Source organism: Sporosarcina sp. E16_8, from assembly GCF_017347095.1.
Classification (GTDB): Bacteria; Bacillota; Bacilli; order Bacillales_A; family Planococcaceae; genus Sporosarcina.
The window spans coordinates 1-17,465 of record NZ_JADPRZ010000017.1 but is presented as its reverse complement, the minus strand read 5'-3'; the positions used below and the strand labels follow the sequence as shown (position 1 = coordinate 17,465).

Annotated in this window: 13 protein-coding genes; 11 read left to right on the top strand and 2 right to left on the bottom strand. The window is 40.1% G+C overall.

What is annotated here, in order from left to right; genetic code table 11:
* Positions 1-270: 270 nt before the first annotated feature.
* From I2484_RS11775 to I2484_RS11760, 4 genes are all read left to right on the top strand, one after another.
* A complete protein-coding gene (locus I2484_RS11775) occupies positions 271-1,539 on the top strand; it encodes a polysaccharide deacetylase family protein (RefSeq protein WP_207151223.1) in 1,269 nt (422 codons plus the stop codon).
* A gap of 20 nt (positions 1,540-1,559) precedes the next feature.
* Positions 1,560-2,063, top strand: coding sequence for a sigma-70 family RNA polymerase sigma factor (locus I2484_RS11770; protein WP_207151222.1), 504 nt, complete (start codon positions 1,560-1,562; stop codon positions 2,061-2,063).
* A complete protein-coding gene (locus I2484_RS11765; RefSeq protein ID WP_207151221.1) occupies positions 2,060-3,133 on the top strand; it encodes a S26 family signal peptidase in 1,074 nt (357 codons plus the stop codon). Before I2484_RS11770 ends, I2484_RS11765 begins: the two co-directional genes overlap by 4 nt.
* 240 nt (positions 3,134-3,373) lie before the next feature.
* Complete coding sequence (locus I2484_RS11760; protein WP_207151220.1) at positions 3,374-4,723, top strand: S-layer homology domain-containing protein; 1,350 nt, start codon at positions 3,374-3,376, stop codon at positions 4,721-4,723.
* A 451-nt stretch (positions 4,724-5,174) separates the two neighbouring features.
* Here I2484_RS11760 and I2484_RS11755 read toward each other — a convergent pair whose 3' ends face one another.
* Positions 5,175-5,459 carry a DUF3219 family protein gene (locus tag I2484_RS11755; protein ID WP_207151219.1) on the bottom strand — a complete coding sequence of 95 codons (285 nt, stop codon included), beginning with the start codon at positions 5,457-5,459 and terminating at the stop codon, positions 5,175-5,177.
* 305 nt (positions 5,460-5,764) lie between these two features.
* Here I2484_RS11755 and I2484_RS11750 point away from each other — a divergent pair, with 305 nt between their 5' ends.
* From I2484_RS11750 to cydC, 7 genes are all read left to right on the top strand, one after another.
* A complete protein-coding gene (locus tag I2484_RS11750; protein WP_207151218.1) occupies positions 5,765-7,891 on the top strand; it encodes an ATP-dependent Clp protease ATP-binding subunit in 2,127 nt (708 codons plus the stop codon).
* 137 nt (positions 7,892-8,028) lie between these two features.
* Positions 8,029-9,219: a MalY/PatB family protein gene (locus tag I2484_RS11745; protein ID WP_207151217.1), complete on the top strand. Its 1,191-nt coding sequence runs from the start codon at positions 8,029-8,031 to the stop codon at positions 9,217-9,219.
* Positions 9,220-9,848: 629 nt separating this feature from the next.
* A complete protein-coding gene (locus I2484_RS11740; RefSeq protein WP_207151216.1) occupies positions 9,849-11,198 on the top strand; it encodes a cytochrome ubiquinol oxidase subunit I in 1,350 nt (449 codons plus the stop codon).
* Positions 11,195-12,226, top strand: coding sequence for a cytochrome d ubiquinol oxidase subunit II (locus I2484_RS11735; protein ID WP_207151215.1), 1,032 nt, complete (start codon positions 11,195-11,197; stop codon positions 12,224-12,226). The genes I2484_RS11740 and I2484_RS11735 overlap by 4 nt, the downstream gene beginning before the upstream one ends.
* Positions 12,227-12,231: 5 nt before the next feature.
* Positions 12,232-12,342: a cytochrome bd oxidase small subunit CydS family protein gene (gene cydS / locus I2484_RS22000; RefSeq protein ID WP_481886405.1), complete on the top strand. Its 111-nt coding sequence runs from the start codon at positions 12,232-12,234 to the stop codon at positions 12,340-12,342.
* Positions 12,343-12,433: 91 nt separating this feature from the next.
* On the top strand, positions 12,434-14,164 hold the full coding sequence (cydD, locus tag I2484_RS11730; protein WP_207151214.1) for a thiol reductant ABC exporter subunit CydD: 1,731 nt from the start codon (positions 12,434-12,436) through the stop codon (positions 14,162-14,164).
* Positions 14,161-15,888, top strand: a complete 1,728-nt coding sequence (gene cydC / locus I2484_RS11725) for a thiol reductant ABC exporter subunit CydC (RefSeq protein ID WP_207151213.1) — start codon at positions 14,161-14,163, stop codon at positions 15,886-15,888. The genes cydD and cydC overlap by 4 nt, the downstream gene beginning before the upstream one ends.
* 250 nt (positions 15,889-16,138) lie before the next feature.
* Here cydC and I2484_RS11720 read toward each other — a convergent pair whose 3' ends face one another.
* Complete coding sequence (locus I2484_RS11720) at positions 16,139-16,693, bottom strand: DoxX family protein (RefSeq protein ID WP_207151212.1); 555 nt, start codon at positions 16,691-16,693, stop codon at positions 16,139-16,141.
* Positions 16,694-17,465: the final 772 nt, after the last annotated feature.

The window sequence follows — 17,465 nt, the reverse complement described above, 5'->3', positions numbered from 1 at the left end:
GATAATCTAATCTCTATTTATTTTGTATACAATTGCGCGGATTTTTTGTTGCATAGGAACACACATAATTTATCTCAATCAATGGTATCGCACAGGGTGATTAACTAGTAGATATTCTATGACTGAATGCTTTTATTTAGTTGAGGAAAAAGGGAATTCGAGTAAATGAGCATCATAGAAAAACTTTAGGTACATCTTTATAAAAACTTTTGAAACTTTTTCTGAAAATCACCGTCTGTACGTTGCTTAATAGACGGTGGAGGTAAATGTATGAGAAAGATATCTAGTAATGTGCTGTTACTTATGTGCTTGATTATATTAATCAGTGTTGGTGCGCTCTGGATTTTGGTTGAATCGCAAGGAAGAGTGTTTGCGCAGGGGAAGGAAGGGGAGCGGTTTGTCGCGAAGAGGGAATTTGAGCGGGTGTTGACCTTGCAAGAGCGTCAGCCGATTTATATGAAGGGGGCAGCCATGACTCAGATTGGCGTGTTGGAGGCGAATCAGCCTGTTGCTGTCACAGGTGAGGATGAGGCGTATTATGAGCTTCGGTTGGGAAATATGACAGCCTTTGTCCGTAAGGGGCAGGCGAAGGTTGAAAAAAAGAAGCTTTCGACACTTGTACATACGGAGCGGTTGGCTGCTGTTCATACCTTGCAAAAAACCGAGGTTTATGAGGATGCTGACTTGCAGAGCAGCGTTATACTGGAGATGGAAGAAGGCTATCGCTATCCGGTCGTGAGGGAGGAAGAGGATTGGTATATCCTTTCAATAGGAGAGCGGCCGGGATATATTTCTAAACAGGCCGTTACTTTGGACGAGGGTCTGCCGGTGCTTGTATACCATCAGGTTTTGCCGCGCGAGTTGATGACAACGATGGATAGTACGATTTCCTTGGAAGCGTTTGAGCAGCAGATGGGGTACTTGGCGGATCATCATTTCGAGACGCTGACGGCACATCAGCTTTATGACTATTTGGAAGGGCGCCTAGTCGTACCGAGTAAAGCAGTGCTCATTACATTTGACGATGGGTTATTATCGACGAAGGAATATGCATATCCCATTTTGAAGCAATACGGGTTTAGTGCGCTTCAGCACATTATTTCCTCACGTACCGAACGGGCGCTGGGAGCGCAGCCATTTGATGCGGAAGGCCCGCTGCAGTTTTTTACCGCTTCGGATTTAGTAGAGCTGGCGGATGTTTTCCAGTTTGAAGCACATACATATGAATTGCATTCACTTAATAAGGTTTCGGGTGCAGGGATTGCGTTAGATCGTTCAAAAGAAGAGATACTGTTGGATTTACAGCAAAATATCGAGCAAGTACCGGCAGCTGTTTCATTAGCTTATCCGTATGGGCATTATAATGAGAATTTCATCGCGGCGGCAAAAGAGGCAGGGGTGTTGATTGGCTTTACGACGACCGAAGGGTATGCGAATAGGAAGATGTCAAATTATGAAGTATGCCGATATGGAATAACAGAGAAAAAGTCGTTTGAGCAATTTGTTGCGTATGTGGAGGGGGACATGGCGTGGCCGTAGAAGAGGGCGAGGGTTCGTAAATGAGTACTATTGATCAAGTAATCGATGAGCATTCGCGTTATTTAGTGCGCATCGCTTATTTATATGTGAAGAATTGGTCGACTGCCGAGGATATTGTACAAGAAGTATTTGTTACGTATTTTCAAAAGAGTGACCAGTTTCGCAATGAGGCATCATTGAAGACATATTTAACGAAAATGACAGCTAATCGTGCAAAAGATTATTTGCGCTCGTGGAAGCATAAAAAAGATGTGCTGTTCGATACAATCTTTGTTTCGGTAAAAGGCGCAGAAGAAGTAGTGTTGGAGCAAGAGCAGTTGGCCACACTTGAAAAAAATCTTTTCCAACTTCCGTTAAAATACCGTGAACCTTTACTATTGTTTTATTATGACGAGCAATCTATAGCGGAAATAGCAAACTATCTACAGCTGAATGAAAATACCGTGAAAACACGGCTGCGAAGGGCAAAGCAGCAGCTAAAGGGATTTTTTGAGGACGAGGATGAGGAGGTAGTGAAAAATTGAGCGATTTCAAACGTAAGCTCGATCAAATGATGGGCGATACAGCGAAGCAGGAAAGGCGAATAAAGCAGCGTGTAGGTGAACGTTTACGGCCACAGGCTAAAAAGTTTTCTTGGCAAGTGCTGTTTGTCTCGGCGGCGATACCTATAGTAGCACTGTTTCTTATTTTCACAATTGACCCTGCGAATTTTCTATCTTCAGATAAGGGAGCTGGGGTCCCATATGATCCACTGGATGATTTAGCGCAAATCTCGGCACTTCAGAAGAAGAAGCAACTGTCAGCCGTTGATTATGAGGAGTTTGCGGCACTTCCGCATTTTGATAAAGTCGACGGTCTGTATTATGTGGATAAAGAAAACTTTTCATTAAAAGGGAGTTCGGATGCTTTCCATACGGTCATTGAGCGCAAAGTAGATCTATTCGATGAGGTTGTCTATGAGTCAGGCGACATTGTTCGCACGATGACAAATACGACAAGCCATTTACCGACATATATGGATGCCTATTACGAAGTGGTTGCGGTCCCGGGGGATCGTGTCGTGCTGGAAAAGGGCAAGCTGAAGATAAACGGCAAACCGTTGCCATCAGAAATTATGGATCTTTATGAAAAACAGGGAGTCACGCTTGCAGGGGGGTACGACCAAAAGTTGAATGCGCGGGAATATTTAGTAGTGAACCATTTCCCGGCAAGTAATACGGTGCAAGGTGCAGCGATTACCCCTGTGCATAAAATTTATGGGGAAGTTGTAGGCGTAGCGACGGAAGAGCGTACCCATTCGATGTATCTGGATTATTTATCGGGACAGTTGACGGGTGTTTATACACCGGAGCAGTATTTTGATTTGTATTTATATGACGTTCTATTGGGCTTCGGCAATTTGCTGGAGACGCCCGCTTTTACACAAATTAGCCGAGTGGGTGAACTGTTTTTAGAGGCCTCTTATCGGGGAGCGACTCCCCTATCTGAGAATGAGATAGAAATCCACTACCAATATGGGCGAGAAGGGGTAGCGGAACGGGTATTTTATATGAAGCGCGATACTGGATCAGAGCGTTGGCTCATTCAGGAATAGTATTGGATTCAAAAAGGGGGGTGGTACAAGTTTAAGACATAATTCAAGGGGATTCACCCAAACATATTCGGGAAACCAGGTTGTTAGCTGTCCAGAAGAAGTAGCCGTCAACCAACCGCTCACTATATAAAGACACCAACCTGGTTTTCCCTCCACTTAAAGGCATTAATCAAAGGTTGTTGTTGGCAAGGATTGCTACCAACAGCCACCGTTTTTTTAAAAATAGGAGGCTCTATCATTTTGAAAAGTAAACTGACTGCCGTATTGACGGCTCTACTGCTCATTTTCGCTGCGACCCCATTCCAAGCACAGGCTGCCATTCAGTTTTCCGACGTGGATAAGCATTGGGCGAAAAATGAAATCATGTATTTATCCGACCGAACTATTATCGGCGGCTATCCGGATGGCACATTCAAGCCGAATGAGCCAATCACCCGGTCGCAAGCCGCATCGATGCTCATCAAGGCATTAAAAATTCCACTGACGGAAAATACCTCCGTCGAATTCAAAGACGTATCCAAAAAATCACCGTATTATCAGATCCTGGCGACGGTGAATGAAAAAGGAATTCTCCGAGGCGATAATGGCTACATGCGTCCTGGTGAAAAAACATCTCGCGCGCAAATGGCCGCGATCCTGCGTCGTGCGTTCGACATGCCGCTCGACAAGCAAGCCACATTTATTGACGTCACACCATCACACTGGGCCTATCAGGACATCAACGGAATCGCAAAACAGCGCGTCGCGGGCGGATCGAACGGCAAATATATGCCATCAGACTCTGTCACGCGTGCACAGTTTTCGGCATTTTTAGTCCGTGCCATGGATGATAAGATGAAGCTCAGTAGCTATCATTCATATGTCAGTACCAAAGGGAAGACCGTTGAACAGGATGGCTTTACCTATTTCACTGAGCGGGATGAGGTTGGGTATCCTGACCTTATTAAAAAAAATATGGCAACCGACAAACGTGAAGTGTTATTAAAGTACAAAGACGTACCGATAAGCAGTTGGGATTATTCCAGTGCGACATACTTGCATTCAAATACCCAACTTATTGTCTACAACGAAGAGATTTTCATCCCATACCATAGCGGTGGATTTGCCGAAGCGGATGAAGTGCCATTCGCCTACGCTGTGATGAAGATGAAGATTGATGGACAAGATTTGGTGAAAATGAAAGAGCCGAGCCAGATGAGCAATATGTTTGTTTGGAATGACCGGATCTACTACACAGATATGGGTCCACGCTCGATTGGTCCGGATGATTTTAAGGACAGTACGCTAGTGTTTTATTCGACAGCGATGGATGGCAGCAGCGATAAGAGGAAGGAATTTACTTTTGACGCACGCGCAACATTTGACCTTTTTGATGTCCATAGTAATCGCGAAGCGGGCGGAGAATTCCTCTCCGTGCTGCATGACCACTCCACGATGTATTATTTCAATAAAAAAGGCGTCTTCAAGTACAGTTTACTGGATAAAAAAACAATCAAGTTGTCGAATATCCTTGGGAAACGGATGGAAGTGACGGATACGCAGTTGATTGTGACAGACACGAAAGGAAAGAAACATTCGCTGAAGAAATGATAAAAAGACTTCCCTATTCTGAGCTGTCACCGATTTGTTAGTCGTACTCTTAAAAATCGATGTGGGAAATTATCAAGCAGGTTTTATAATGGAGAAGGCGCATTGCACTAAACAGGAATGATAGCAATAGTGTCCTTTGCCCATAAAAATAAACCATCCTAGAGCGGGAGCTCATAATGGATGGATTATTTTATCTCTATAGAGTTGACCCCTTGAAGGGAACCTACTAATATAGACCGCCTAATGTTAGTAGCATTAGGTGGTCCATTTTAGTTTATTCTGTCTTACTAGATGTAGGATTGCTATCCATATGCTCTGTTTGTGAATGAACAGGGTATCTTATCTGACTACGGCAATGTCGCAACCCTAGACAGCCAGACATCCGGGTAATGATAGAGAAGTCGTTCAATCCATAGTAATCCAAAATCAACTATACACATTACACCATTTCTTACTGACTGACTTCTATCAGAGTCAATTTAAACTGGCCTATTTGATCTTTTACATACAAATTAGTAATGGAAGTAGAATAATTATGAATGGACCCCCTAAATAGTAAGTTACGCTCAGGAATCTTTACGTCAAATATTCCGCTGTAAAGTAAAGTTGTCATGTCATGGTAATCATCACTTGTTACGTTAAAATCAACTGAAACTTTATATAATCCATTTACTATTTCCTCTTCATACCTACCTATATAAATTACTCTGTCATTTAAAAATATTTTACTGGTCAAGAAAAATCACTCCTAATTCAAATTCTAGGTATTGACTTAAAAAGTCAATGATACTCTAGACATTATTATTTTGTAAGTATACACACTTTCACTGTACAGGCGTTCAACTTGTTGCAGTTTACCACACAAAGACAATACTAATTGCAAACGTGGAAACTCTATGAACATGAGGATTCATTTAAAAAACGAAAATATGCAAGCAAGTTTCTTGAAAGTCAAAAAAGGTCAGTGTACAATTAATTCATAGATTACGTATAGTCAAAGTCAAGCGAGATAGATAAATGAAAAAGTGGGAGGATACAAATATGCAGTGTCAACATTGTGGTAAAAACGAAGCGACGATGAGTTTAAGATTTCAAGTGAATCAGCAAGGTATGCACATAAATATGTGTCATACGTGCTTTCAAGAAATCCAAGGTCAATTACAGGCAGGCGAGATGCCGTCATTTAGCGACAATGCGAATCACTTTTTCCAAGCAAACGGCGGCCAACAGGCAAGAACTCAAACAAAGCAAACACAAGAAGGTCACGGCGATGGTTTGCTAGACCAACTTGGTAAAAATATATCAAACGATGCAAGAAAAGGACTGATTGATCCGGTCATCGGACGTGATCAAGAAGTAAGACGCGTCATCGAAACGTTAAATAGAAGAAATAAAAACAATCCAGTGCTAATTGGTGAGCCTGGAGTTGGTAAAACAGCAATCGCCGAGGGGCTCGCAGTAAAAATTCACGAAGGCGATGTCCCGGTAAAACTAATGAATAAAGAAGTGTACTTATTAGATGTTGCTTCACTTGTTACCAATACGGGTATTCGTGGTCAGTTTGAAGAGCGGATGAAACAACTAATTGAAGAGCTTCAAACCCGGACAGATGTTATTTTATTCATCGATGAAATTCATCTACTCGTTGGTGCAGGTTCGACAGAAGGATCGCAAATGGATGCCGGAAATATTTTGAAGCCAGCCTTAGCGCGTGGGGGCTTGCAACTCATCGGGGCAACGACATTGAAAGAATATCGTCAAATCGAGAAAGATGCCGCACTTGAACGTCGGTTCCAACCGATTATCGTCAAGGAGCCATCTGCAGAAGATACGATTAAAATCTTAAACGGGATTAAAGGACGTTACGAAAATTTCCATGAAGTTCGCTATACAGATGAGGCGGTGCAAGCTTTTGTCACCTTATCACAACGCTATATTCAAGACCGCTTTTTACCGGACAAAGCGATTGATTTGATGGATGAAGTAGGGTCACGTTTAAATCTTATACATGTTACCCCTAATTCAGATTCAGAATCACTTGGAGTGCGTCTGGGCGAAATCATTCAAGAAAAAGAACAAGCAGCAGAAATGGAAGACTATGAAAAAGCGGCAAATTTACGTTACGAGGAAATTCAATTACGTAAACAATTGGAAGAAGCGAAACAAAACGGGGAAGCTGAAAAAATAGAAGTTTCTGTTGCAGATATTGAGTTAATTGTTGAAGAGAAAACAGGAATTCCTGTGACAAAACTACAAGCGGCAGAACAGGTGAAAATGAAAGGTCTTCAGGAAAATCTCAGCAAAAAAGTCATCGGTCAAGAAGAGGCGGTCGATAAAGTTGCAAAAGCAATCCGTCGTAGCCGTGCAGGACTTAAATCGAAAGACCGTCCCATTGGCTCCTTCTTATTTGTCGGTCCAACTGGTGTTGGTAAAACAGAAATTACAAAAGTACTGGCAGAAGAATTATTCGGTTCACGGGATACCTTAATACGTCTCGACATGAGTGAATATATGGAGAAACATGCGGTATCTAAAATTATTGGCTCTCCTCCAGGTTATATAGGGCATGATGAAGCTGGCCAATTAACAGAGCAAGTACGCCGGAATCCGTATTCAATTTTACTCCTTGACGAAATTGAAAAAGCACATCCAGAAGTTCAAAATATGTTCCTTCAGATTATGGAGGATGGCCGCTTAACAGATTCACATGGTCGGACAGTCAGTTTCAAAGATACGGTCATTATTATGACAAGTAATGCTGGAACAGGCGACAAAAAAGTGAGTGTCGGTTTCAATCAAACAGTCCATGAGTCCGTTACTATGCTCGAAATATTGGGCGATTATTTCAAACCTGAATTTCTCAATCGTTTCGATTCGATTGTCACATTTAACGAATTAACAGAGGGAAATCTACTTGAAATCGTGGAATTGATGCTTGTTGATTTACAAGTAACAATCGCAGAAAATAATATTGACATCACGGTTTCCCAAGAAGTAAAACAAGCATTGGTCAAATTAGGCTATGATAAACGATTCGGAGCCCGCCCACTTCGCAGGGTCATTCAAGATAAAATCGAAAATCCATTAACAGATCTTATTTTAGATGGGCATGTTGAAAAAGTCCGTGTCGATGTCGTGGACGAAGAAATTGTCATCAACAAAGTGTAACTATATCCTGAAATTAGCTTCCATTACTGAGCTGCATAATTAAGAGACTTGACGTGAAATTCGATTTTCAGTAAAGAAAAACTAAGCCTTTCCATTGCGATTAAATTCAGGTTAGTAAGAAAAGGGGCGATTTTTTTATGAAATACGACTTTGACAAAGTGGTTGAACGTTCGAATACGGCTAGTGTGAAGTGGGATGCGACAGAGGAATTGTTCGGTGAAAAAGAGTTGCTTCCGCTGTGGGTTGCCGATATGGATTTTAAAGTTCCAGATGAAGTAGTCAAAGCTATCCAGTCCCAAGCAGAACATGGTATTTTCGGATATACAATGAGGAAGAATAGCTATTATAAAGCAATAATCGATTGGATGAAAGAGCAACATAATTGGTCAGTTGAAAAAGAGTGGATTTGTCATAGTCCTGGGGTCGTTACCGCGTTAAATCTAATCGTCCAAGCTTATAGTGAGCCGGGTGACAAGATCATTGTGCAACCGCCAGTATACTATCCATTCATGAAAGCGATTCAAAATCATGATCGGCAGGTCGTATATAATCCTCTTCTTTTCAAAGAAGGTAGATATGAGATGGACTTTGAGGATCTGATTTCAAAAATAGATTCTTCGGTTAAAATGATTCTACTTTGTAATCCACAAAATCCCGGTGGCCGTGTTTGGACGGAATCAGAACTTAAACGGCTCGGCGACATCTGTCTGGAACGTGGAGTCCTTGTTGTATCGGATGAAATACATCAGGATCTTGTATTCAAACCCGGAAAGCATGTTCCATTTGCGGCTATTTCAGAACAGTTTGCTGACAATAGCATCATTTGTACGGCACCAAGTAAAACATTTAATCTTGCAGGTTTACAAACATCGAATATCATTATTTCAAACAAGGCGCTAAGAGAGAAGTTTGTAGCCGAGGGTGATAAATACGCTGTTACTATGCCGAACTCATTTGGCGCGCTTGCCACAGAGGCCGCGTATAATCACGGTGGACAATGGCTGGAAGAAGTTCTTGACTATGTTGAAGGAAACTTGCACTTCATTACGAAGTATTTCAAATCCAATTTACCCGTATTAAAAGTTTTACCATTAGAAGCGACTTATCTGGCTTGGATTGATTGCCGGGAATTGGGACTCACGCCCGAAGAGTTGGAGAAACTATTCCTCTCCAAAGCAAAAGTAGCATTGAATCAAGGGCATGTTTTTGGCCCTGGCGGCGAAGGATTTGTCCGTATGAACCTTGCTTGCTCTCGCTCAACTGTAGAGAAAGCGGTTCAACAAATGAAGGAAGCGGTCCATTCAATCACGGTCAAAGATCCTATCTGAATTTCAGGTACCACTTTTTCAAAAAGGGGCAAATCATACGAAGTGGAAATGATGGGCACTACTTTGGAATAGGTAGAGTTGAACCGAGTAGGTGAAGTTTCCAACAATACAATTTGCAGTGTAAATAATAGAATTAGCCATGTAGGAAATGGCTGATTCTATTTTTTTATATCATTGCGACGACACTTTACTTATTGAAATCAAATGAATCTTTTTCAATTCATGATTACTAATTGAGTAGATGATTTGTTTAATTGGCTATGCAATTACTGAGTTCTTTCTATATTGTACATACACATCATTAGCACTGCTTCCAATCTCTTTAATGTGCTTCACAATTAAGGCACTTCTATTTAGTGAATCTACTCCTAGTGATGGCATAATCGAAGAAAACACTCCCTTCTTCGGATAAAATAACTAAAAAAGACTTGTCCTCCTAACTCCGAAAACTTAAATGAACTATCGCGTTCACATGATCGTCGTTACTGTCACAAGATATACACCTACTAGCATTCAAATGCAGTTAAAATTGGATTACAGATGAAATTAATTATAGCGTAACTCAAGTTTTATACTATACTCAAACCTGAGCTTGTGAAAATGTTTTGAGTAAAAGGAGGGAATTAAAATTGTTGTTTGACGATCCAGTATTTGGTAGCCGTGTACTAACACTACTAACCCTTTCATTTCACATTATTTACGCAACAATCGGTGTAGGTGTCCCACTCATGATCATGATTGCACATTGGGTGGGCATTAAGAAAAAAGACGAACATTATCTATTAATGGCCAAACGTTGGGCCCGTGGGTTTGCTGTCACCGTTGCTGTAGGTGTTGTAACTGGAACAGCAATCGGATTACAACTTTCATTACTTTGGCCAAATTTCATGGAACTGGCAGGAAATATTATAGCACTACCCCTATTCTTGGAAGTATTCGCTTTCTTCTTTGAAGCTATCTTTTTAGGGATTTATGCATACACGGGAGATCGATTTGAAGACAAACGTAAACACTTTTTACTTCTTATTCCCGTTGTACTTGGTGCGGCCGCTTCGGGGCTATTCATTACCGTGTTAAACGCATTTATGAATTCGCCACAAGGCTTTGATATTGTTAATGGGCAACTCACAAATGTAAATCCAATTGCTGCAATGTTTACCCCGGCGATGCCGACGAAAGTGTCCCATGTACTTGCAACGTCCTTTATGACAGCCGCATTTATGCTTGCATCCATTGCGGCATACAAAATATTAAAAGGTTCGAACCATATTTATCATAAGAAATCACTGTACATGACAATGAAAATAGGACTTGTGTTCTCCATTGCAGCAGCGTTAATCGGAGATTTTTCAGGTAAATATTTAGCAGAGTACCAACCAGAAAAATTAGCTGCAGCCGAGTGGCATTTTGAAACGGAAGAAGGCGCACCACTTCTGATGTATGGGATTTTGGATGATGAAGGAGAAGTGAAATATGAGCTCAAGATACCCTATGGTCTCAGTATCCTTGCAAATGGAAATCCAAATTCAGTGGTGATTGGATTAGACCAATTTCCAGAAGAAGAAACGCCACCACTTATTATCCATTACTTTTTCGATTTAATGGTTACGATTGGAGGATTCATGGTAGTTCTTTCTCTGGTCTATTGGATAGGAATGAAACGGGCATGGTCTTTCGTGAAATCTAACTGGTATCGTTGGCTCATTGTTCTTGGAGGTCCTCTATCCTTCCTTGCGATCGAAGCCGGCTGGTGGATGGCTGAAGTAGGTCGACAACCATGGATTCTACGTGGAATCATGACAATCGAAGAAGCAGCAACATCCAGTGATTATGTTGGATTAATGGTCATTCTTTTCGCGACTTTGTATTTGTTTTTAGGAATTGGAACCATAGTCGTACTTCGTCGGATGTTTAAGAATAATCCAGTTGAGCTAGAACTTGAACAACAAGAAGCTGCACAAGGCGGTGAAACAACATGAGTTTAGAAATAATAGGGATTTCAGTACTTTGGACATTTCTATTTGGATATGTCATCTTGGGATCAATTGATTTTGGCGCAGGATTTTTTAACGCTTACAGTATAATCACTGGTAAACAACATGTCGTTTCAAAAGTTATCCAGCGATACTTATCTCCAGTTTGGGAGGTTACGAATGTATTTTTCGTATTCTTTTTTGTTGGGATTGTTGGATTTTTCCCTAAGACTGCATTCTATTATGGAACAGTTCTTCTAGTTCCAGCGAGTATTGCGTTAATCTTAATGATTATTCGTGGTTCATACTATGCATTTGAACTGTACGGATCAAAAGGATATAAAGGGCATAAAGGATATGCCTTCATGTATGGAATTGCAGGCGTATTGGTCCCGGCAGCATTATCCATAGTGCTTACCATTTCTGAAGGTGGATTTATTTCCATTATTGATGGTAATCCTGTTTTAGACTATGGAGCATTGTTTACGAGTCCTTTAACATGGTCGGTTGTCGTTTTATCTATCGTTGCAGTCCTGTTTATATCGGCTGTATTCCTTACCTGGTATTCGAATAAAGCAGAAGATACAGGAGCAACAAACCTAATGCGGAAATATGCAATGTTCTGGGCTTTCCCTTTAATCATTGCTGCAGTAGGTATCATTTACGAATTAAGTTCTCACAATCCGGAACATTTTGATCGTATTCTAAATTTATGGTGGATGTTTGGATTATCATTCCTATTATGGATTGGTACGGTATGGCTTACTTGGAAGCGGAAAAAATATGGATTAGCAGTTGGCCTATTAGTAGGGCAGTTTGCTCTAGCCTTTTATGCGTATGGAATTTCCCTTTATCCGTACTTACTATATCCATATTTAACGATTTACGAAGGATTTACTAATGATGCAATGGCGATTTCACTTATTGTGGTGTTCATTTTAGGATTGATATTGCTAGTACCTTCAATCTTTCTGTTATTAAAACTCTTCTTATTTGATAAAGATTATGTCAAAGGAAACAAGAAAAAGGAGTGAGATGAATGCTACATGACTTTCTAATCTTTGTAGCTCCATTTATCGTAATCATTGCAGCAATCGTTATTGTATTTTGGGTTGCTTCAAAAGATGGAACTGTTACAAAAGAAAAATAAAGTATAAGGTTTAGTAGTAGTGGATTCTGATATCCACTTTAGCTACTTTAATACTTCGCTAAATTAGCTCATTTTTTGGGAGGTAAAAGCAATGGTTGGACTTAAGGAATTAGCATTAGAGCAGAAAAGAAAGCTGGTTCTCATAGTCATTTTTGCGGTCACAACAGGTGTGGCAATCATTGGACAAAGTTATTTGTTGGTCGCAGTTGTGGATCGTATTTTTTTAAAAGACGCTACATTCTCTGATATTGTACCGCTATTGATAGGATTGTTCTTCGCGTTTTTCGCAAGAACAGTCCTTCAGTATTTGAGTGGGAGAACTGGGGTGAAAATGGCTTCACAGGTAAAAGGGAATCTACGAAAATTACTTTTAAATAAGTTTTCTAAAAATACGGCGCAATCATCACTTCAAGGACAGTCCGGTAAAAAAGTAAGTGTAATGATGGATACTGTGGATGAAATTGATAGTTATTTTAGCAATTATATTCCACAAGTAATTCAAGCTACGATCATTCCTCTCATCATTTTAGTCGTTATCTTCACACAACATATTGCCACAGGACTGATTATTATGATCACTGCACCTTTCATTCCGCTATTCATGATAATTATTGGTTTCAAAACAAAGGACAAATCCGAAGAACAATTGGATAAAATGGCTGCTTTTTCAGGAGGGTTTCTTGATACGTTACAGGGATTGACAACACTTAAATTACTTGGTCGTTCCAAAGAACAAAAAGAAACGATACGAAAAAGTAGTCTTGATTTTCGTGATGCGACGATGGAAGTACTTAAAATTGCATTTCAAAACTCCTTAGTATTGGAATTCATTTCGATGCTAAGCATGGGGATCATTGCTCTAGAACTTGCCCTTCGTTTAATCATATTTCAGGATATTACATTTTTAACCGCGTTCTTCATGTTAGTATTAGCTCCAGAATTTTACACGAAATTGAAAGACTTGGGTAGTGCTTTTCATACGGGGAGGGGCAGTATGGGGGCAGCTAAAAAGCTAGCAGATGAACTAACTGAAACAGAAAAACCTGTTTTATGGGGAACGGAAAGCTTGGAAAGAGTAGTACCACTAGCAATTGAATTACGCGGTGCAGGATTTACTTATGGAGAAGATGCATTTACATTAAAAAACATCCAACTAGAAATTGGTCCAAATGAACAAGTAGCCATTGTCGGAAAAACTGGCGCGGGGAAATCGACCCTTTTAAATGTGATTGCTGGACTTGTATCGGTTTCAGAGGGAGAAATGCTTATCAATGGGAAACCAAGGTCAAACTTTAAAGAGAAAGATTGGTTTGATCGATTAAGTTATATTTCACAAAATCCTTATTTATTTTCAGGGACAATTGCAGAAAACATTGCGATTGGCGGACGTTTGGATGCGACTCGAGTAGAAATCGTACAAGCTGCTGAAAAGGCTGGTATTTCCGAGTTGGTGGATTCACTTGAACATGGCTATGATACACCTATTGGAGAAGGGGGAAGAGACCTTTCAGGTGGAGAAAAACAACGAATTGCCATCGCTAGAGCATTCCTGAAAAGTCCGTCTATCATTCTGTTTGATGAGCCGACAACTGGCCTCGATCTTCGGACTGAGAAGATCCTGCAAGCTTCAATTCAGGAACTGTCTAAAGAATCCGCGGTTATCACAGTTGCCCATAGGCTTCATACGATTAAAAATGCCGACAAGATTATTTTCTTGGACAACGGAGAACTCTTAGCAACTGGCACACATGAAGAACTGCAGGAATCAGTGGAAACCTATCGTAATATGGTGTCTGTTCAACAAGGAGGGATGGCAAATTGAATAACTTAGGATATGTTATCAAGATATTATTCGTAGAAAAAAAGGATATTTTCTATTCTATTCTCTGCGGATTTATAGCTGGGATAACAGCTGTAGGTCTATTTGCATCCAGTGGGTATTTGATCTCCAAGGCGGCTTTAACACCTTCAATTTTTACGTTAATGATCATCGTTGCGTCGGTAAAAATGTTAGGGATTATATCCGCATTAGGTCGTTACGGAGAACGCTATTTTTCACATCGAGGCACATTTACGATGTTAAGTAATATGCGTGTTTCTTTTTACGAGCAGTTAGAACCATTAGCACCAACTATTTTCCGCAAATATAGAAGCGGAGATCTTCTTGCTAGGGTAGTGGGTGATGTGGAGGCATTACAAAATTTCTTTTTGCGTGTTTTTTACCCACCGGTTGTTTTACTATTAGTATTTTTATGTACAATCTTTTTTACAGCGCTGTTTTCAATAGAAGTAGCTTTAATCGTATTCGTCGGTCTGATAGTAACTACCTTTGTTGTTCCATCAATCTTTGCTTTAACGCAACGAAAAGTGGATCGACTGGTGAGACAGAGACGCGGGGAATTGTCTACCAAAGTGACAGAGTTTCTTTATGGCTTTCGTGATTTAAAAATACACCAACAACTAGAAGAAAAAGAAGGCGAACTACATCAATCTGTACAGGCCTACTTGGATGAACAAGAACGTGAAAGTATTCATAACTTGTTCAGTCAGGCTGCCAACAAGTTTCTATCGCTTCTCATATCATTGCTTGTTCTAGGTGTTGGCGCTTATTTAGTGGCAGATGGTCGACTGGATGGGATTTACCTTGCTATGTTTGCCATGGTTTCATTGACAGTTTTTGAAAATACAACTTCTATGGCAGCTTTCCCAAGCTATTTAGAAGAAAGTCGGCAAGCAGCGTCTAGACTTACCGCAGTTGTTGGTAATGACTCTGAACAGGATAAATCACAAGAAGTTTTTGAAAACCGATCTATTCAAGGGGTTCCTTCGATTGAATTGAAGAATGTAACTTTTGCTTTTCCAGATGAAACACGTAATACGTTAACAAATGTAACCTTAGCATTTCCAGCTGGTTCAAAAACAGCCATAGTCGGCCCTAGTGGTTCTGGAAAATCGACGTTGTTGCAGTTGCTTTTAAAGTTTTATAGTGTAGACCAAGGTCAGATTCGTTTTAACAATGATTCAATTGATCATTTATCACAGGAGTCTATTTGGCAGAAGACAAATGTAGTATTACAAGAAAATCATTTTTTCTATGGAACAATTCGAGATAATTTACTGCTTGCTAGTGGTGGATTAAGTGATACAGAAATGGAATTCATGTTGAAGAAAGTGAAGCTTGGACACTTTTCCTTAGATGATAAAGTCTTAGAAAAAGGGGAGAATCTTTCGGGTGGAGAAAAACAACGTCTGGCTATTTCCCGTGCCTTGCTTATACAATCGCCTCTATGGCTATTAGATGAGCCAACCTCATCCATTGATGCATTAACCGAGGCACATATTATGGGCTATCTATTTGAAAAAGCAAAAGAGGATACTGTTATTGTCGTAAGCCATCGCTTAACAGGTTTAGAGAAGATGAATCAAATCATTGTGATGGACCATGGAACCCTAGTCGAGGCTGGAACATTTGAAGAGTTGATGGATAAAAAAGGTTACTTCTATGAAATGAAACAAATTGAACAGAGCGTGTTTTTTGTAAACTAAAACTTGGCATCTTGGAATCTCCATAGTGTTAGATGGCGGTACGCGTAACTACTCTTATACAATGCAATTGTATAAGAGTACAAAAATCGATTAATATCTTTGTGTTTTTTATTCCTTTTTGTATTACTAATCGACTATGTGATTTGTTCGACTTATTGTCTGAAACAGGTAGCTCTTTTTAGGCAAAAAGTAGGGTGTATAAAAAATATCCCAAGTAAATAAACTTGGGATATCATCTAATTTATACCATTTATTTCTTTGACGACCATGGTGTTCCTAAGCGAGGCAACACCCAGCGATCTAGTCCATACCAACCAGCAACTTTCCAGGCTAGGATTAAGAATACTGCAATTATAAACATAACGGGATTCGAACTCACGGTACCTGCCAATAAGAAAGACATATTCATAAGTGCACCAAAGAAAGCTGCAATTCCTGTTAAGAGCCCAACGATTAAGCCCAGTCCAATTAACACTTCACCCCAAGCGACCATATAAGAAAATGGGACTGCGTTTGGAATCACGATGCTCTCTAGGAACCAAGCATACCAGCCCGCGACGTCCCCCGACTCAGCTTTGGCAAGGGCACCACCCATAAAGCCTTCAATTGCAACACCAGCTTTAGCGCCAGTCCATACGTCAGAAGTAACTTTTCCAATGCCAGCCATCAGCCAAGAATAACCAAGGTATAATCTTAAAACTAACCATATCCATGAGGAAGTCGTGTTAGAAAACAACCACCTTGACAGTGGGTTTTCTTCGACAATAACATTCTTTCCAAACTTAGAATTCTTCAATTCAACCATGTCTCCACCTCTTAATATAATATCGTTATTCTTTATTTCTGTGCATAAAAGATAGAATGAAAGTATCATAAGTACTATTTTCATTATAGCATGTGTTACAAGTTTATCCAGTTCAGTTTGTCAGGTAACTATGTAAGGACAAATTTATTTGCTCGAATTCTCATTTTTTTTGACGCGCAGCAATATAGATGCTTTGAATCAAATGACCAAATACTCATAATGACTGTCTATATTAAAATGGAGTGCAATAAATCATTGTGTGCCGAGGGATTTCTTGAAATGGAGATTCTTTGGCTTTTCTAATTTTACTATTAAAACGTATGAAACTTTAGTAGAACTTTTTACGTTAATAGTCATGCAGGAATATGACGAATAGTAAGAATAATACACATCAAATGAAGAAATAATGATATAATTATAATGTAAATCGAATAGTATATTTTTATAGAGAAGAAATTAAATGATTTATGAATTAAGCATATACTTTCAGAAGAAAATTATTCCAACGTTCACTGGGATGGATAGCACTATTATTCATTCTTTCATGCCTTCAAGGGCATATGGGTACAGCCATCTGTATTTTGCAAAAACGAAGTACAGAGAATTGCAAAGGATTCATACATAGTATTGCAAAGTATACTGCAGACTCCAAGTTGATTTGACATGGAGCCTCTACAGGCAAGATGCACGAGCCAAGAAGCCAGGCACCACAAGGACCTGGCTCTGCCAATGCAGGCTATCATGCCCGCCTCTCCACGTAAAATCTTGCACA